Source organism: Acidocella sp. (assembly GCF_028687955.1).
In the GTDB taxonomy this organism is placed as follows: Bacteria; Pseudomonadota; Alphaproteobacteria; order Acetobacterales; family Acetobacteraceae; genus Acidocella.
Genome location: NZ_JAQTZC010000049.1, coordinates 1 through 16,920, shown reverse-complemented (window position 1 = coordinate 16,920; position 16,920 = coordinate 1). Strand labels below are relative to the sequence as shown.

The 16,920-nt window shown below is 62.8% G+C and carries 15 protein-coding genes and 1 pseudogene; 7 read left to right on the top strand and 9 right to left on the bottom strand.

The window, feature by feature from the left end; all coding sequences use genetic code 11:
* Both PHE40_RS07795 and PHE40_RS07790 read left to right on the top strand, forming a co-directional pair.
* Positions 1 to 131 (top strand): annotated as a pseudogene (locus PHE40_RS07795) (IS3 family transposase); the annotation flags it as partial.
* A 468-nt stretch (positions 132 to 599) separates the two neighbouring features.
* Positions 600 to 2,912 (top strand): adenosylcobalamin-dependent ribonucleoside-diphosphate reductase, encoded by a 2,313-nt coding sequence (locus tag PHE40_RS07790; RefSeq protein ID WP_299960417.1) that lies wholly within the window; start codon positions 600 to 602, stop codon positions 2,910 to 2,912.
* 9 nt (positions 2,913 to 2,921) lie between these two features.
* Here PHE40_RS07790 and PHE40_RS07785 read toward each other — a convergent pair whose 3' ends face one another.
* The 5 genes from PHE40_RS07785 to PHE40_RS07765 form a co-directional block, all read right to left on the bottom strand.
* Entirely contained in the window at positions 2,922 to 3,245 is a 324-nt protein-coding gene (locus PHE40_RS07785) for a hypothetical protein (protein WP_299960414.1), read from the bottom strand.
* Between the two features lie 232 nt (positions 3,246 to 3,477).
* Positions 3,478 to 4,515: an OmpA family protein gene (locus tag PHE40_RS07780; RefSeq protein ID WP_299960411.1), complete on the bottom strand. Its 1,038-nt coding sequence runs from the start codon at positions 4,513 to 4,515 to the stop codon at positions 3,478 to 3,480.
* 278 nt (positions 4,516 to 4,793) lie between these two features.
* Positions 4,794 to 5,123 (bottom strand): DUF2155 domain-containing protein, encoded by a 330-nt coding sequence (locus PHE40_RS07775; RefSeq protein ID WP_299960408.1) that lies wholly within the window; start codon positions 5,121 to 5,123, stop codon positions 4,794 to 4,796.
* Positions 5,124 to 5,365: 242 nt separating this feature from the next.
* Positions 5,366 to 5,899 carry an outer membrane lipid asymmetry maintenance protein MlaD gene (gene mlaD, locus PHE40_RS07770; protein ID WP_299960406.1) on the bottom strand — a complete coding sequence of 178 codons (534 nt, stop codon included), beginning with the start codon at positions 5,897 to 5,899 and terminating at the stop codon, positions 5,366 to 5,368.
* Positions 5,896 to 6,324, bottom strand: a complete 429-nt coding sequence (locus tag PHE40_RS07765) for an NADH-ubiquinone oxidoreductase subunit NDUFA12 family protein (RefSeq protein WP_299960403.1) — start codon at positions 6,322 to 6,324, stop codon at positions 5,896 to 5,898. Before PHE40_RS07765 ends, mlaD begins: the two co-directional genes overlap by 4 nt.
* A 139-nt stretch (positions 6,325 to 6,463) precedes the next feature.
* Here PHE40_RS07765 and PHE40_RS07760 point away from each other — a divergent pair, with 139 nt between their 5' ends.
* The 5 genes from PHE40_RS07760 (at position 6,464) to pip (ending at position 12,528) form a co-directional block, all read left to right on the top strand.
* Complete coding sequence (locus tag PHE40_RS07760; RefSeq protein WP_299960400.1) at positions 6,464 to 7,975, top strand: TSCPD domain-containing protein; 1,512 nt, start codon at positions 6,464 to 6,466, stop codon at positions 7,973 to 7,975.
* On the top strand, positions 7,972 to 8,433 hold the full coding sequence (locus PHE40_RS07755; protein ID WP_299960397.1) for a RidA family protein: 462 nt from the start codon (positions 7,972 to 7,974) through the stop codon (positions 8,431 to 8,433). The genes PHE40_RS07760 and PHE40_RS07755 overlap by 4 nt, the downstream gene beginning before the upstream one ends.
* 86 nt (positions 8,434 to 8,519) lie before the next feature.
* Positions 8,520 to 10,415 carry a nucleoside-diphosphate sugar epimerase/dehydratase gene (locus tag PHE40_RS07750; protein WP_299960394.1) on the top strand — a complete coding sequence of 632 codons (1,896 nt, stop codon included), beginning with the start codon at positions 8,520 to 8,522 and terminating at the stop codon, positions 10,413 to 10,415.
* A gap of 10 nt (positions 10,416 to 10,425) precedes the next feature.
* Positions 10,426 to 11,571, top strand: coding sequence for a DegT/DnrJ/EryC1/StrS aminotransferase family protein (locus PHE40_RS07745; protein WP_299960391.1), 1,146 nt, complete (start codon positions 10,426 to 10,428; stop codon positions 11,569 to 11,571).
* Positions 11,572 to 11,577: 6 nt separating this feature from the next.
* Positions 11,578 to 12,528: a prolyl aminopeptidase gene (gene pip / locus PHE40_RS07740; protein ID WP_299960388.1), complete on the top strand. Its 951-nt coding sequence runs from the start codon at positions 11,578 to 11,580 to the stop codon at positions 12,526 to 12,528.
* Here the strand turns inward: pip and PHE40_RS07735 are convergent.
* Genes PHE40_RS07735 through PHE40_RS07720 form a run of 4 tightly spaced genes read right to left on the bottom strand, consistent with a single transcriptional unit; the run spans position 12,525 to position 16,903 of the window.
* Positions 12,525 to 13,199 (bottom strand): ABC transporter ATP-binding protein, encoded by a 675-nt coding sequence (locus PHE40_RS07735; RefSeq protein ID WP_299960386.1) that lies wholly within the window; start codon positions 13,197 to 13,199, stop codon positions 12,525 to 12,527. The genes pip and PHE40_RS07735 overlap by 4 nt on opposite strands.
* Positions 13,192 to 14,442: a lipoprotein-releasing ABC transporter permease subunit gene (locus PHE40_RS07730; RefSeq protein WP_299960383.1), complete on the bottom strand. Its 1,251-nt coding sequence runs from the start codon at positions 14,440 to 14,442 to the stop codon at positions 13,192 to 13,194. Before PHE40_RS07730 ends, PHE40_RS07735 begins: the two co-directional genes overlap by 8 nt.
* On the bottom strand, positions 14,442 to 15,734 hold the full coding sequence (proS, locus tag PHE40_RS07725; RefSeq protein ID WP_299960379.1) for a proline--tRNA ligase: 1,293 nt from the start codon (positions 15,732 to 15,734) through the stop codon (positions 14,442 to 14,444). The genes PHE40_RS07730 and proS overlap by 1 nt, the downstream gene beginning before the upstream one ends.
* A gap of 26 nt (positions 15,735 to 15,760) precedes the next feature.
* Positions 15,761 to 16,903: an acyltransferase gene (locus PHE40_RS07720; RefSeq protein WP_299960377.1), complete on the bottom strand. Its 1,143-nt coding sequence runs from the start codon at positions 16,901 to 16,903 to the stop codon at positions 15,761 to 15,763.
* Between the last annotated feature and the right edge of the window lie 17 nt (positions 16,904 to 16,920).

Sequence of the window (16,920 nt, the reverse complement as noted above, 5' to 3'; positions counted from 1 at the left end):
GAAGCGGCGCCCGCGGTGGATTTGAAATCCCTGCACGCGGAGGTCGGAGAGCTCACGCTTGAGAATGATTTTTTGTCCGGTGCGCTCGGCAAGGCCGGGCTTCTGAGCGCAAAGCGATGATCGACCGAAGCCAGAATCGCCTGCAACGTCCTGAACCGGATGGCCGGCCTCGGTATGCCGGTGTCCTTGAGGGTCAAATAAACGCCGCTACCATGACGACCACCAACCCTGACACGACCTATGCAACAATGCCCTGATCAAGCGTATTTTCGGCGGGCAGGTTTGGCCAAACTGGGTTGGCGCAGGTCTTCAATTCAGTTGGTTCCGTACCCACCGGCGGGAGAAGCGGGCATGCCAGCTTCTCCCGCTTTTCAATGGCCAGAGCTTCGGCGAAAGCTTATATTTTGTGTTTTATAAAAAATAAACAACTATATGTTGTGTTGTGTTCGATGCCGTCCGGGCTTAAAAAAATAGCTGACCGCAGGTTTGTAGAGTCGCATTATGGAGCCGTGGTGCAGCGCTTGCGCCGGGCTGGCTAGGCGGTGCGAGGGCGCGTGGTGGTTGGTGAACAGCGGCTTGGATGAAAACAGGATAATGTGATGGACATGGTTGCCGGACACTCGCAGACGCAGCCCCCCGCGCTTGAGCGGATTTCCCCGATTTCGCGCCAGATATGGGCGGATAAGTATCAGCTTAAACGCGAGGACGGAACGCCGGTGGACCTCAGCATCGAGGATAGCTGGCGCCGCATCGCCCGGGCGCTTGCCGCCGTGGAGGCGGAGCCGGCGTTATGGGAGGGGCGGTTTTATACAGCGCTGGAGGATTTCAAGTTTCTACCCGCGGGCCGCATCATCGCAGGCGCTGGTACCGGGCGCCGGGTGACGTTGTTCAACTGCTTTGTCATGGGCGATATCGAGGATGATCTCGGCGCCATTTTCGCGCATCTGCGCGAGGCCGCGCTGACCATGCAGCAGGGCGGGGGCATCGGCTACGACTTCTCCACGCTGCGGCCCAGGGGCGCGGTGGTGAAGGGCGTCAGCGCCGATGCGTCCGGCCCGCTCTCGTTCATGGATGTGTGGGATGCGATGTGCCGCACCATCATGTCAGCCGGGGCGCGGCGCGGCGCGATGATGGCGACGTTGCGCTGCGACCATCCCGATATCGAGGCGTTCATCGCCGCCAAGCGCGAGCCGGGGCGGTTGCGCAACTTCAACCTGTCGGTGCTGATCACCGACGCCTTCATGGCCGCTGTGGAGGCCGATGCGGACTGGCCGCTGGTGTTTGGCGGCACCACCTACCGCACCCTGCGGGCGCGCGCGCTGTGGGAGAGCGTGATGCGCGCGACCTATGACTACGCCGAGCCGGGCGTGCTGTTCATCGACCGCATAAACCAGCGCAACAACCTGTATTATTGCGAGACGATCCACTCCACCAACCCCTGCGCCGAGCAGCCGCTGCCGCCTTATGGCGCCTGCCTGCTGGGCTCTATCAATCTGGCGGCGCTGGTGCGAGCGCCGTTCACGCCGGCGGCGCATCTCGACAAGGAGGAGCTGGCCGGGCTCGTCGCCGTGGCGGTGCGGATGATGGACAACACCATCGACGCCTCAGGCTTTCCGCTCGAGGCGCAGCACCAGGAGGCCATGGCCAAGCGGCGCATCGGCCTGGGGCTGACCGGGCTTGCCGACGCGCTGATGATGGTGGGCTTGCGCTATGGCACGCCCGAGGCGGCCGCGGCGGCCGCGCGTTGGGCGCATGAGGTGAACCGCGCCGCCTATATTGCCTCCGCCCGGCTCGCGGCCGAGAAAGCGCCGTTCCAACTCTATGAGCGGGCGGCGTATCTGGCGGGCGAGACCGTGCGCGAACTTGATGCCGAGGTACGGGCATTGATTAGCGAACACGGCATCCGCAATGCGTTGCTCACCTCCATCGCGCCGACCGGCACGATCTCGTTACTGGCCGATAATGTCTCCTCCGGCGTGGAGCCGGTGTTCGCGCATAGTTTCGTGCGCAAGGTGACCGAGCCTGATGGCTCAAAACGCGAAGAGCTGGTTGAGGATTATGCGGTGCGGCTTTATCGCGCCCAGTTCGGCGCCGATGCGAAACTTCCCGATTACTTCGTGACCGCGCAGACGCTGACGCCGATTGAGCATATCCGCATGCAGGCCGCGCTACAGCGCCATGTTGACAGCGCGATCTCTAAAACCGTGAACGTTCCGGCGGATATCACCTTCGAGGCGTTCCAGGAGGTGTATCGCGAGGCCTACCGCCAGGGCTGCAAGGGATGCACCACCTACCGGCCCAACGCCATTACCGGCTCCATCCTCTCGGTTGCGCCAGAGCCTGCCAGCGAGGCGCAGGCAGTGGCGGCGGCGGCGGCAATTCCGGTTGTGCCGAATCACTCGCCGATTCCCCGGCCGGGCAAGCTTACCGGCAGCACCTACAAGCTGCGCTGGCTCGACAATGAGCATGCGATGTACATCACCGTTAACGACATCGAGGAAGACGGGCGGCGGCGGCCGTTCGAAGTGTTCATCTCGTCTGCGAACATGGAGCATTTCAGCTGGGTGGTGGCGCTGACCCGCATGATCTCGGCGGTGTTCCGCCGGGGCGGGGAAGTGGCGTTCGTGGCCGAGGAATTGAAGAACATATTCGACCCGCGCGGCGGGCAGTGGAGCGGCGGGCGCTATGTACCCTCACTGATCGCCGCGATCGGCGGGATCATCGAGCAGCATATGATCGAGACCGGCTTTCTGGTTCCCGGCGGAGATGGTGGGCATCAGCCCCATGCCGCCAGTCTGGCAGCGCCTGCCGGCGCGCTGGGCATGATCTGCCCGCAATGCAGCCAGCCCGGGGTTACAAAGGATGGCGGCTGCCTGAACTGCCACCAGTGCGGCTGGTCAAAATGCAGCTGAACGGCGCGGCTATTTGCGCGCCTGGTGGCCGCTGACAATTTGCGCGCTGATGTTGAGGGCGAAGGCGGCGAATGCCGCGCTCATCCCCATCATCAGCTGCGACACCATACTGGCGAGGGTGCTTGCGCCGGTCATGTATTCAGGCGGCACATCCGCAAATTGCAGTGCCGAGAGGCTGGTGAATTGCATGGAGCGGAAAGCGCCGCTGATAAAAAGCACCGGAACGATGAGCAAGTGCGGCGTGTGTGGTGTTAACAACGTGCACGCGGCCATTGAGGCCGCGGTGAGCAGGCCATTGACGATCAGCACCTGACGGAAGCCAAAGCGGCGCAAAATCCGCGTTGTGATACCAGTCAGCCTTAAGGCTGACTGGTATGCGCGCGGGGCTGGTGGGGCGGCCGCGCGCAAAATCAAGAGCTTATACCAGCCCGCCACCAAACCCAGAGAGTCAAGCTCTTGGCGGGCTGGTATTAGCGGGCTGGTATGAGTGTTTTCATCAATAAATTGCCAACAAAAAACCCCGGCAGTTTCCCGCCGGGGCTCGATGTCTTAGAAAAAATCCTGATTATTTGAGGATGATTTCCACGCGGCGATTCTGCGGCTCGCGCACGCCCGGCCCGGTGGGCACCAGCAGATTGGTGTCGCCAAAGCCCTGGGCGGTGATCTCGGAGGCGGGAACGCCGTCCGCCACCAGCTGCGCGGCAACCGCTTTGGCGCGGCGCACGGAGAGGCCCTGGTTATAAACCGGGGTGCCGGAGGTGTCGGTGTAGCCGTTTACGTCAATCGTCGTGGTGGCCTGGGTTTTGCTGTCGGATGCCGCCTGCGCGATGATCTGAGTCGCACGCGGGGTCAGGCTGGCCTTATCCCAGTCAAAAAACACCAGATAGGTGCGGGCTGGAGCAGGTGCCGGGGCTGCAGCGACCGGAGCTGCAACCGGGGCCACCGCCGGCGCGGGCGCCGGGGCGTTGAACAGCTGGTAGCGCAGGCCAACCAGGAAGGTGTGGCTGGATTCCTGACCAAGCTTGAAGCGGGTGCCGGCTTGATTGTAGTTGCGGCTCTCAACCTGCTGGGTGAACTTGTATTCAGCGGTGAGGGAGAGGCCGGGGACCATCGGCAGCGGATAGGCAGCACCGGCGATGATGTTATAGGCGAAGCTGCCCTTGGTGCCGCTAACCGGGGCGCTGCCCGCAGTCCTCAACGAAGAGTCGAGCTTCTGCCACTGATAGCCGACGCCAGCGCCGACATAAGGGAAGATCGGCAGGCCGACATTCATGTCATACAGCGCGTTGACCATGGGGCCGTAGGTGTCCAAACCGCCGGTAACGCGCTCACCGCCGCCGATTTTATGCGCGGTGTTGCGGTAGTAGTTACCATTCAGCTCCACGCGGAAGCCGTTGCCAAAGCCGTAACCGACGGCAAGATCGCCAGCATAGGAAGGACGTGACAGGATTTTGCCGGAGCCGGTTGCGCTGCTCGCGGGGACCGGGTTGAGAATGCTGGTGCCAGCACCCAGGCTGACATATGGGCCGGTGACCGGCTGTGCATGTGCCATGATCGGCAATGCAAGGCAGGTGGCGGCGGCAAGGGCTAAGCGCAGCTTCATGGCTAAACTCCAAAAATTATAAAACGAACCTCGCTCATTTAGTCGCACCCAGGGTGATTCAACAGAGCGAATTCGCTTCAATCCTTAACATTCTGACTATGTTGTATTTTTAGCACAATTTTGCAGCGCAAAAATAAACAAATGGTAATCGAGCTGCTCTGCCGATGAGTCCCGCTGCATCGTGCCGCGCAAGGAGAAGAGTCAACCAAGCCCCGGAAATGAAAGAGCCAGCGCCTCCAAAAAAAATGTTTCGCCGCCTCGAAGTTCAGAACCGGGTGCTACGAGCATCCAATGACGCGAAAGGTTTCTCCCGCGTCGCCAACGACGGTTGCGCCGGGCGTGGAACGGACCATCCAGCCGCGGAACAACGGCGGCCCGGATATATTGGCCAAAGGCTCGACCGTCAGGAATATGGCTGCATCCGGCAATTGCCCGGCGGGGCGAATGAGGCAGGACTGCACGGAGACCTGAAGATCCCCGATATTCGCCTGCCCGCCAACCAGGATGGATACCTGGGCCGTGCTGCCATCAACCTTGTCGAGCACACCAAGCAGGGCCGTCTTGCCGGGCGTCCAACCGCTGGAAATAACGGGGGCTGTGTCAGCCATATTGGAGTCTGCGGCGGCGGAGCCAGAGGCCGGCGCCGGGGACCCTGGCGAAGCAGGGGGTTGTGCCTGCACGAAGCCGGGAGGAGGTGCAACCGGCGCAGGCGCGGCGGCCGAAGCCGGCGCAGGAAGAGGGGCCGAAACAATCGGCGGCGGCGGCGGAACAGCCACGGTGTCACCCGTCTGCCCCCAGGCGGCGCCGCCTGCCAGTAAGGCGAGAACAGCCATGGCGGCGCGAAGCCGCATTATTTTGCCGCTGCCGGAGAAAGCGCCGCCGGGTTAGCCGGCGCGCTCGCGCCGCTACCCTGAGCGGGAGCGGATGTCTTACCCGGTGTACCGCCCATGGAGAATATGAACTTGCCGAGCAGATCCTCGATGTTGATCGCCGACTGGGTCACGGAAAAAGACTGACCGGCGGCGAGCATGGTGTTTGAACCACCCGGCGAAACGGACACATAGTTGCCGCCCAGCAAACCATCGGAGGAGATGCTGGCGCTGCTGTCCTCAGGCACCTTGATGCCGTTATCAATCACCAGCCGGACAATGGCGGCGTAAGTGTTGGGGTCCAGCCGTTCATCGGCGACATGGCCGATGACAACGCCGCCAATTTTAACATCGGCGCCGACGGTGAGGCTGCCGATGCTTGAGAATTGCGCCTGCAGCGGGTAGCCGCTCGTGGTGACGGTTCCAGATTCGGTGAGAGCGTAAACCAAGAACACCGCCGCAACGACGATGACCGCAAAGCCAGTAAAAAGCTCCGGAAGTCTACGGGCCATCATCCTTGCCCCGGCGTCCAGGATTCGTAATCGGCCGAGGCTGCGGCACGCTGGCCGCCCTTATAATCATGTCCGGCGGGACGGTAGCTTTCCGCCGTGCCCGTGAGGTTGGGCTGGTGCGGTTTAACCCAGGGCTTTGCGCCGGTCTCGGCCAGCGGCTGGTCCGTGAGGCGATGCAGCCAAGCGTGCCAGCGCGGGGCGACGGCCGAGGGATCAGCGGGACCGGCATAAACCACCCAGCGGCGACCCTTGCGGGCGATGCCGTGGGCCGGACGCTCAAAATACAAATTGCCCTGCTCGTCGCGCCCGGCGAGGCGGCCGTGGCGAAGCGTGTAGAGCACGAGGCCCGGGCTTGAGATTAGGCGGCGCAGACCGCCGAGCAGGCTGATTGAGACTTTGGCAGCGGATGCGGATTGGGAAGTGCTCATGCCGCCTGATATAAGTGAAGCGGGCGCTGTGGTCCATCTTCAAGTTGCGCGCAGACTATCCACAGTATTTTGTGGTTTGGAACAAAATTTACCACTATATGCACTTTAACTGGCGCACAGGCCAGCATAGGATGAGGGCATGGGCACTTATAGAACTGACAAATCCTGGCATGGCATAAAACAGGCGGTATTCGCCGGACGCGCGGACCCGGATTCTCTGGCGGTTGATGTTAAAATTCCCGCCGCCTGGGGCGCCGGGGCGGCCGATGCGCTGGCGGGGATACTGCCGGAGCGGGGCGCGCTGGACATTGCGCTCGCCGCGCAGGCCTGGATTGCACCAATCGCAGCCCGGGCACAAACCACCGCAATTGCGCCGGAGCTGGGCGCGCAGCTGCATGAGCTGCTGGCCGCGCGGCTGGGAAGCCCAAGCGCCGAGGTTTGGCAGAATAAAACCTCCGTGCAGCCGGGCTTTGTGTTCAACCTGAATGCATTTGTTGATGAAGCGGGGGTTTTTGACATTGCCCGGCTGGGCGCGATGGTGCAGCGCGCGGTGACGGCGCTGACGCTGAGCACCCCCTCGGCGCACAGGCTCAATATCGGCTTCACGGATCTCAACCTGTTCCTGGCAAGACTCGGCGTGGATTATGACTCCACACCGGCGCGGGACACGGCTTTCACGCTTACAGCGTTCATGGGGGCGCAAGCGGACATCGCCTCGGCCAGATTGCTGGCACGCGGCGCGGCGCCGGGATATCCGGTGACAGCCGCCGCTTTGCCGGCCCATTGCGGAGTGCCGGGATTGAAGGAAGCGGCCGCGGCGGCGCAACAGGAGGCACTGGCCGCTGGCTCACGCCGCCACGAGGCATTGCTTGGTTTTTCCGCGACGCCGGAAATTGAAGCCCTGCTCGGGGCTGAGGCGCGTAATTTCGCCCCGGCGATCTCGCCGGTGGACGATGAGGGGCGGCTGAGCCTTTGGGCTAACGCGCGGCTGACAGTGCTGGGTCTGAATGCCGAGGCGGCTTTGGCCAAGATGTTGAGTGGTGAAGCCTTGCTCCCTCCCGTGCGCCCGGCGGCGCATGCCGCGATGCATGATGCGCTAGCGCCTCTGGTGGCGGGGATGCCCGCGCGTCCGGTGGCGCCCATGCCCGCGCGCCGGCAGTCCAACCGCGAGGCCCTACCCGCGCGCCGCAGCGGCTACACGCAAAAAGCCAGCGTCGGCGGGCATAAATTATTCATCTCCACCGGCGAATACGGCAATGGCCGGTTGGGCGAGATTTTCATTGCGCTGCATAAGGAGGGCTCAGCCTTCCGCGGCCTGATGGATGCCTTTGCGATCGCGGTGAGCCTAGGGCTGCAACATGGGGTGAACCTGGAGGATTACGTCGAGGCGTTCACCTTCACGCGCTTTGGCCCGGCCGGGGCGGTGGAGGGCGATCCGGCAGTGCCGCAGGCGACCTCGATGATCGATTACGTGTTCCGCAATCTGGCGGTGAACTATCTGGGACAGACGAATCTGGCCCCGGCGGTGCCAGAAACCAGCGATACCGTGGGCGATGGCGCGGCCGACCGCGCGCCACTGCTGCCGCTTGATCTCCCCGCCCCCGCCCCGCGCGAACGGCGCAAAAACCTGAAACTGGTGAGCAACGCATGAATGTGATCGAACGGCTGGCCGAACTTGGAATCACGCTGCCAAGGCCGATGCCCCCGGTGGCGACTTATGTGCCGGTAAGCATTGCCGGCAATCTGGTAACCGTGAGCGGGCAGTTGCCCGCCATTGACGGCAAGGTGGCGGTAACGGGGAAACTCGGACTGAATGTCTCGATCGAGGAGGGGCAGCACGCGGCGCGGTTGTGCCTGATCAATGTGCTGGCGCAGCTGGAAGCGGCGCTGCCCAGCGGGCTGGCCAGCATTGCCAAGGTGGTCCGGCTTGGCGGTTTCATCGCCGCGACGCCGGAATTCTCGCAGCACGCTGTTGTGATGAATGGCGCATCGGATTTGGCGGTGGCTGCTTTTGGCGATCTGGGGCGGCATGCGCGCTCGACCGTCGGCGTGGCGTCGCTGCCGCTGGACGCGGCGGTTGAGGTTGAAGGGACTTTCTGGCTCGGCTAGCGCCGCGCGCCCGGTGTGTTTCAAACCGGGGCGGTTGATCCTGCTTATGGATAAACCGCAGCTTCCCCGGGTATAAGGCTGCAACCATGAGTGAGATCAACCTTTCGCGACTCCAGGCCCGGATGGCGGTGAACATACTGCTGGACGGTGCGCTCGCGGCGATCGCGGTAGGGTTAAGCTTCTGGCTGGCCAACCCCGCTGCCCCCATACCGCAGCCGCCTGTGTTGCCTCTGGGCGGCGCGGTGGCGATCTGGCTGATCGGGGCGCCGCTTGGCCTCCCCCGGCTGCATTGGCGGTTTATCTCTTTCCGGGATCTGGCCATGATCGGCGCCGCCGGAGCGGTTACGGCGGTGATGCTGGTGCTGCTGCTTATCGGCACGGGTATCCCCCTGCCCTCACCTGCATTTCCGGTTATTCTGGCTTTGTGCCTGGTGGTGTTTCTGATTTCACCGAAATTCCTGTACCGCTTGGCGCGCATCCGCAGTTCTGACCGCCGGTTAGCGGCGCAGAGGGCTGTTCTGGTGGGCGACGCCGCAAGCGCGGAGCTGTTTTTGGCGGCGCATCATCAGGCGGCCGCTTCTCCCTACCGGGTGGTGGGGGTATTGGCGCTCTCGGCCAAACACATGGGGCAACGGCTGCATGGGCTGGATGTTTTCGGCACCGTGGACAAAGCGGAAACAGGGCTCGCCAAGCTGGAACAAAAACCTGATCTGCTGATTATCACATCAGGCGGCTTGATGGGTGACAGGCTGACAAGCTTGCTGGCGGTTGCGGCGCGCAGCGGCATCAGGGTGTTGCGCGCCCCCAGCCTGACCCGGCTGGCCCCGGCTGAGCAAAAACTGGAATTGCAGCCGATCGCGATTGAGGATCTGCTGAACCGCCAGCAGGTGCGGCCTGACCGTTCCGGGATGGCGCGGCTGATCGCGGGCCGGCGTGTGCTGGTGACAGGTGCTGGGGGCAGCATCGGCGCGGAACTCGCGCGCCAAGTGGCGGGCTTTGCGCCGGCGGAGATTCTGCTGCTGGACAATGGCGAGTATGCGCTTTGGCAGATTGATCTGGAACTGGCGGAGCTGGCCCCGGAGCTGGCGCGGCGCGCGGTTATCGGCGATGTGCGGGATGCGGCGCGGATGATGGCGTTATGCCAGAAATTCCGCCCCGAGCTGGTGTTCCACGCCGCCGCGCTGAAACATGTGCCGATTGTGGAGGCAAACCCGCTGGAAGGGGTGCAGACCAATGTGCTCGGCACGCGCGCTGTGGCTGATGCCGCCGCCGCCAGCGGCGCGGCGCTGATGGTGCTGATCTCCACCGACAAGGCGGTGAACCCAAGCTCGGTGATGGGGGCCAGCAAGCGGCTGGCGGAAATGTATTGCCAAGGGTTGAACGTGCAGGCGCGGCGCGGCGGCGGACAGGCAATGCGCTGCGTGACCGTGCGGTTCGGCAACGTGTTGGGCTCCACCGGCTCGGTGGTGCCGCTGTTTCGCCGGCAGCTTGCCCTGGGCGGACCGCTGACGGTGACTCACCCTGAAATGCAGCGCTACTTCATGACCGTGCGCGAAGCCGTCGAGCTTGTGCTTCAGGCCTCAGTGGTGGGCCGTGATGAGACAGTGATCCCCGATGGCGGGATTTTTGTGCTGGATATGGGGGCGCCCGTGAAAATCGTGGATCTGGCCCGGCAAATGATCCGGCTTGCCGGGCTGCGGCCGGATGTGGATGTGGCGATCCGCTACACCGGGCTGCGGCCGGGGGAGAAATTATTCGAGGAGCTGTTCCATGGCGGTGAACGGGCAGAGCCCACGGGCCATGAGGGGTTGCTGATGGCAAGCCCGCGCGTGAGCGATGTGCGGCTCGTGGCCGCCGCGATACGCGATATTGAAGCCGCCTGCATGACGGCCGACGAAGCCGCGGCCCTGGCGGCACTGGCGCGGATGGTGCCGGAATTTGTCCCGGCGGGAGGTCTCGCCGTTTTGAGTCCGGCGAGCTAGGATTGATATTATGAACACAGAGAAGCTTTCCCCTATCGCGTTTCTTGACCTGAAAGCGCAGCAGGCGCGCATTGGCCACGGCCTGCGCGCCAGGCTGGATGCCGTGCTGGCGCATGGGCAATATATTCTCGGTCCGGAGGTAGGCGAGCTGGAGGCCCGGCTGGCGGTGTTTTGCGGCGCGGCGCATTGCGTGACGGTGAGCTCGGGCACCGATGCGTTACAGATTGCGATGATGGCCGAGGGAATCGGGCGAGGCGACGCGGTGTTTCTGCCCGCCTTCACCTACACCGCCACCGCCGAGGTGCCGCTGCTGCTGGGGGCCACGCCGGTGTTCGTGGATGTTGATCCGCATACGTTCCAGATTGATCTGGCCGGGCTGGAGGCACGGATTGCGGATGTGAAACGTGGCTGCGCGTTGCGGCCACGGGCCGTGGTCGGCGTGGATCTGTTCGGGCAGCCGGCGGATTGGGATGGAATCCGCGCCATTGCCGCGCGCGAAGGGCTGTATACGCTCGATGATTGCGCGCAGAGCTTTGGCGCGGCGTTGAAAGGCGAGCGGCTGGGCAAGGCCGCGGATGCCACGGCGACCAGCTTTTTTCCCTCCAAGCCGCTTGGCGCTTATGGCGATGGCGGCGCGCTGTTTACGGAGTCCGCTGAGCGCGCGGCGCTTTTCCGCTCGCTGCGCACGCATGGAGAGGGCACCACGCGCTATGAGGTAATGCGCATCGGCATGAACGGACGGCTGGATACGATGCAGGCAGCGGTGTTGCTGGCCAAGCTAGAGGTGTTCGAGGGCGAGATTGCGCGGCGCGAGGAAATCGCCGGAATTTATGACAAGGCGCTGGCCGATGTCCTCAAAATTCCATCGCGGGTGGCGCAGAGCGTGAGCGCCTGGGCGGTGTATTCGGTGTTGCTGCGCGACGAGGCGGAGCGCGAAAAGGCCAAAGCCGCGTTGCAGGCTGCGGGGATCGGGCATGCGGTGTATTACCCGCGCGCGCTGCACCAGCAGCCGGCCTATGCGTCCTGCCACGATGGCGCGCCGCTGCCGGTGGCCGAGGGGCTGGGACGGCGAATTCTGGCGCTGCCGATCCACCCGGATTTGAGCGACTCGCAGGCTGCCCGGGTGGCGGCTGTGCTGCGCGGCGCCTTGGCATAGCACGCAATGCCGCGCGGTGATCTGTTCCCGGAAGTAGCGCCCTACCAGAGCGGGTATCTGCCCCTCTCCGACGGGCATGTGATGTATTGGGAGCAGGTCGGCAATCCGCTCGGCAAGCCGGTGCTGTTTCTGCACGGCGGACCTGGTGCGGGCGCGGGAACGGTGCACCGGCGGTTTTTTGATCCGAATGTGTGGCGGGCGATTATTTTCGACCAGCGCGGAGCCGGGCGATCCACGCCGCTGGGCAGCCTGGTGGCGAACACCACGCCGCATCTGGTGGAAGACATCGAGATATTGCGGAAATTTTTAGGCGTGGAGCGTTGGCTGCTGTTTGGCGGCTCCTGGGGCTCGACGCTAGCGCTGGCTTACGCGCAGGCGCACCCCGAGGCTGTGACCGGCGCGGTGCTGCGCGGCATTTTTCTTGGCCGGGCGGTGGAGGTGGAATGGTTCCTGCATGGCTTGGCGCGCGTTTTTCCCGAGGCGCATGCGGCGTTTTCACGATTTCTTCCTGAGAATGAACGGGCGGATTTGCTCGCCAGCTATTTGCGGCGGCTGACCAATCCCGACCCGCTGGTTCATGGACCGGCAGCGCAAAGCTGGAGCGTTTATGAGGGCTCATGCTCGACGCTGCTGCCAAGTTTTGAAGCTGTGTCTGCCTTCGCGCAGGACCGCTCAGCGCTTGGGCTGGCGCGGATCGAGGCGCATTATTTCGTGAATGATCTGTTTCTGCCCGCTGGCGGACTGCTCAGCCATATGGAGAAACTGCGTGATATTCCCGGCGAGATTGTGCAGGGGCGCTATGATATGATCTGCCCGGCGCAATCGGCGTTTGAACTGACGGCGGCATGGCCGCGCGCCCGACTGACCATAGTGCCCGATGCCGGGCATTCGGCCCTGGAGCCAGGGGTGCGGACGGCGTTGATCGCCGCGCTGGAGCGCTGCCGGACGCTGGCTTAAACGAGTTTTCCTTCGTGCAGGGTTAGCTGACGGTCCATGCGCTGGGCCAACTCTGGATTATGGGTCGCAATCAGGGCGGCGACATTTTCCGAGCGGACGATGTGCAGCAGTTCCTCAAACACAATGTTAGCGGTGTGGACATCAAGGTTGCCCGTGGGCTCGTCCGCGAGTAGGAGCACGGGATTGTTGGCAAGGGCGCGGGCAATGGCCACGCGTTGCTGTTCACCGCCCGAGAGCTTGCCCGGCAGATGCTGGGCGCGCGCGGTAAGGCCGAATTTTCCCAGCAGCTCCATGGAGCGCAGGTCAGCTTGCGCCTGCGTTTTTCCCGCAATCATCTGCGGCAGGGAAATGTTTTCCAGCGCGGTGAATTCCGCCAGCAGATGATGAAACTGATAGACGATGCCGATGGTGCGCAGGCGGATATTCGTCCGCGCATCATCGGAGAGTTTGCCGCAATCCTGGCCGCCGATGATCACCGCGCCGCCGTCAGGCTTCTCCAATAACCCCGCCAGATGCAGCAGGGTTGATTTACCTGCGCCGGAAGGCGCCACGAGCGCAACGATTTCGCCGCGATTGAGGAACAGCTCGGCGCCATCGAGCACGGTGAGTGATTCAGCCCCCGTTTTGTAGGTGCGGCCGATAGCCTGAAGGTGGAGCAGAAAATCACTCACTGCGCAGCGCCTCGATCGGGTCGATCCGCGCGGCGCGCCAGCTCGGGTAGATGGTGGCGAGGATGGAAAGGGCAAACGACATCAGGATGACTTCCGTGACCTGGTGCCAGTCCAGCTTCGCGGGCAGGGATTCCAGGTAATAGACTGTGGGATCAAACAGCGGTGTGCCGGTGATTTTGGAGACGAACTCCTTGATCTGCTCGATATAGGCACAAAAAACCACGCCGATGCCAAAGCCGATGAGAGTGCCGAGAGTGCCGACCGAAGCGCCGCACATGAGAAATATGCGCAATATGGCGCCCGAGGTTGCGCCCATGGTGCGCAGGATGGCGATGTCGCGGGCTTTATCCTTCACCATCATGATGAGCGAGGAGATGACGTTGAACGCCGCAACAATGATGATGAGGGTGAGGATGAGGAACATCACATTCCCCTCAACCGTAACAGCGGCGAGGAAGGAATCGTTGTTCTGGCGCCAGTCCTGGATATTGAGCGGCAATTTGGGTAGCGCGTTGACGATGGCCTGTTTGATTGCGCTGTCGTGGTCCGGGTCTTGCACGAAGACCTGAATTTGCGTGGCGGCGCCGGGGTGCTGGAACAAGGTTTGCGCGGCGCCCAGCGGCAGGAAGACGAAGCTGGAATCGTATTGCTGCATGCCGGTCTGGAAGATCGCGACGACACGGAAGCTCTGGATGCTGGGGATGGTGCCGATGATGGTGGCCCTACCCTGCGGCATGATGAGGGTGATGCTCTGGCCAACGGTAATGCCGAACTGGTTGGCAAGCCCGCCGCCGATGGCGATTGTGCCATCGCCCGTGAGGTCTGAGAGGCTGCCCGCGATGATGTGGCTGGCGACGGTGGGCAGGGCCGCGAGGCCCTCAGGCGTGATGCCGCGCGCGATTCCGCCTGCGGTGCCGCCCCGCGGGCCGGAAAACAGAACCTCACCCTGGACCACGGGAAACGCCGCGGTGACGCCCGGGATGGCACGGATTTTGGCTGATATGTCATCATATCCGGTAAGCGGCGGGCCTGCGCTGTAGACGCCGATATCACCGTTCAGGCCGAGAATCTGGGAGAGCAGCTCCTGACGGAAGCCGTTCATCACGCTCATGACGATGATGAGCGTGGCAACCCCGAGGGCGATGCCCACGAGCGAGAAAATCGCGATGACGGAGACGAACCGCTCACCACGGCGCGCGCGCAGGTAGCGGGCCGCGACTTTTCGCTCGAAGGCGTTGAACATCAGGACAGAACTTTCGCCAAGGCATCGGCAACCGATAGCTCGAAGCGCTCACCGGTGGCGCGGCGCTTGAGCTCGACCTGACCATTCGCCGCGCCGCGCGGGCCGGCGATGATCTGCCAGGGGTGGCCCATGAGGTCGGCCTCGGCGAATTTGGCGCCGGCGCGTTCCTCACGGTCATCGTAGAGGCAATCCTGCCCAAGTTTCTCGTGGAGATCGCCGCAGATTTTATCGGTGGCGGCGTCGCCCTGGCGCAGGTTGAGGATGGCAGCGCGGAAGGGGGCGATGGCGTCCGGCCAGATGATGCCGGCTTCGTCATGACAGGCCTCGATAATCGCGCCGGCGAGACGCGAGACGCCGATACCGTAGCTGCCCATCTCGGGGAAGATTTTTGTGCCGTCCTGGCCGGTAACGGTGAAATTCATGGATTCGGAATATTTTTTACCGAAGTAGAAAATCTGGCCGACCTCAATCCCCCTGCCCTCGCGCTTGCGTTCGGCTGGGATTTTCTCCCAGGCTGCGAGATCGTGTTTTTCATCCGTCGCGGCGTAGATGGTGGTCATCTGTTCGTAGAAGGCTTCCACGCTGGCCGCGGCCGAGGGGTCACCGGCTTCAAACGCGGCATCATAGAACACGCCGCTTTCACCGGTGGGGGCGAGGATGTGGAATTCGTGCGAGAGGTCGCCGCCGATCTGGCCGGTATCGGCACGCATGGGGATGGCGGTGATGCCGATGCGCTGGAAAGTGCGCATATAGGCCAGCATCATTTTTTTATAGGTGAGCAGCGCACCCGCGTAATCCAGGTCGAAGCCGTAGCCGTCCTTCATCAGGAATTCACGGCCGCGCAGCACGCCAAAGCGGGGCCGAACCTCGTCGCGGAATTTCCACTGTATATGGTAGAGATTTTGCGGCAGTTCGCGATAGCTTTTCACGCTCTCGCGCATGATCGCGGTGATCATTTCCTCATTAGTCGGGCCGTAGAGGAGGTCACGCTCATGCCGGTCGGTAATGCGCAGCATTTCCTTGCCATAGGCTTCGTAGCGCCCGCTCTCGCGCCAGAGATCGGCGCTCTGGATGGTTGGCATCAGAAGTTCCTGGGCACCGGCGGCAGCCTGCTCCTCACGCACGATCGCGGAGATTTTGTTGAGCACCCGCAGCCCTGCAGGCAGCCAGGCGTAAATGCCGGAAGCCATCTGGCGGACCAGACCGGCACGCAGCATGAGCCGGTGCGAGGCGATCTGCGCGTCCGCAGGGGTTTCTTTCAGTGTGGGGATCAAGCTTTGAGAGAGACGCATGAAGAGCCTTATGGTGTGAGCGAGTGCTACTTAGAGCGGATTGGCTGTAAAGGCGAGGCGGGGGCATTGAACCAGCGGCCAGCCGCACGGCGGCAGGGAACCTCGACCGTGGTATGCAGGACAACCGCAACGGCAAAAGTAACCCCCAGCATGCCCGCGGCGTAGAGAAGGCTGTGACTGGCCGGGGTCCAGCCTTGATGTCTGAAGAACAGTGCAAGCAGCAGCTGAGCCAGGGCAAAGCTGATGTACAACGCATAAGAAAGCCGGCCACCCCAGCGCAACCAGCCGGGATGAGCGAGCAGCGGCGGGCGCTCGGCATCCGCCTGCATGGTGAGGCTGAATAACAGCAGCCAGAGCGCCGCAACGGTGAGGACATCGGAGCCAAGCAAGGAAAATATGAGGACAAGCGCCGCAGCCAGAACCGCCAAAGCCCGGGTCGGCAGAAAATCGGCGTAGTTCGGGACGATTCGCGCCGCGGCGATGCCTGCCAGAAACTCCGGGAAGAAGCGCAGCAACCCCGCACCGGCGGCAAGGTTGAGCGTGTGCTGGTATTCAACATCAATCAGCCCCAGCGCGGTGAGGCAGCAGAGAATAAATGCAATCGAGACGATATGATCAAGATAGCTGACAATATACCACAACAGCGGGAACAGCAGATAACCGGCCCATTCCGCGCTGATCAGCCAGGATGGATACTCCCAGGCGCCAGGGCTGGAAAAGCCCCATCCCTGCAAGAGAAAGACATTTTCCAAAAACGCCGGCAGGCTGAATGAGGCAGCATCATGGGGGGCCAGGCCCGCGGCGGCCCCCACTCCGAAGAGCACGGCAAAAAGGATGATGGTGACGAGATGCAGCGGATAGATGCGGCCAAGCCGCGTGGCCCAGAAGCGCCATGCACGCGGATGAAAGGGCTGGGGATCGCCAAATTTTTCCCATTGCAACTGCGGGTGAACGCCCGCGCGGCTAAGCTCAGGATGCACCCGCGCCAGGATCAGGCCGGAAAGCATGAAAAAGCCATCAACCCCCAGATAACCGTGCCGGACGAGCCCCGCGAACGGCCCCAGCCATGCCGAAAAATTTATATCAACATCAATGAAATAGAAAAAAATCCAGGCCGCCAGCATGGCCCGGAAAACGGTTAGATCAGAGATTTCCTGCCTGAGATTCATGGTGGCTCCCCTCCTAA

Coding starts and splice junctions, on each gene's coding strand:
- PHE40_RS07790 (WP_299960417.1), top strand. CDS start 600: ATGGACATGGTTGCCGGACACTCGCAGACGCAGCCCCCCGCGCTTGAG.
- PHE40_RS07780 (WP_299960411.1), bottom strand. CDS start 4,515: ATGAAGCTGCGCTTAGCCCTTGCCGCCGCCACCTGCCTTGCATTGCCG.
- PHE40_RS07775 (WP_299960408.1), bottom strand. CDS start 5,123: ATGGCTGACACAGCCCCCGTTATTTCCAGCGGTTGGACGCCCGGCAAG.
- mlaD (WP_299960406.1), bottom strand. CDS start 5,899: ATGATGGCCCGTAGACTTCCGGAGCTTTTTACTGGCTTTGCGGTCATC.
- PHE40_RS07765 (WP_299960403.1), bottom strand. CDS start 6,324: ATGAGCACTTCCCAATCCGCATCCGCTGCCAAAGTCTCAATCAGCCTG.
- PHE40_RS07760 (WP_299960400.1), top strand. CDS start 6,464: ATGGGCACTTATAGAACTGACAAATCCTGGCATGGCATAAAACAGGCG.
- PHE40_RS07755 (WP_299960397.1), top strand. CDS start 7,972: ATGAATGTGATCGAACGGCTGGCCGAACTTGGAATCACGCTGCCAAGG.
- PHE40_RS07750 (WP_299960394.1), top strand. CDS start 8,520: ATGAGTGAGATCAACCTTTCGCGACTCCAGGCCCGGATGGCGGTGAAC.
- PHE40_RS07745 (WP_299960391.1), top strand. CDS start 10,426: ATGAACACAGAGAAGCTTTCCCCTATCGCGTTTCTTGACCTGAAAGCG.
- pip (WP_299960388.1), top strand. CDS start 11,578: ATGCCGCGCGGTGATCTGTTCCCGGAAGTAGCGCCCTACCAGAGCGGG.
- PHE40_RS07730 (WP_299960383.1), bottom strand. CDS start 14,442: ATGTTCAACGCCTTCGAGCGAAAAGTCGCGGCCCGCTACCTGCGCGCG.
- proS (WP_299960379.1), bottom strand. CDS start 15,734: ATGCGTCTCTCTCAAAGCTTGATCCCCACACTGAAAGAAACCCCTGCG.
- PHE40_RS07720 (WP_299960377.1), bottom strand. CDS start 16,903: ATGAATCTCAGGCAGGAAATCTCTGATCTAACCGTTTTCCGGGCCATG.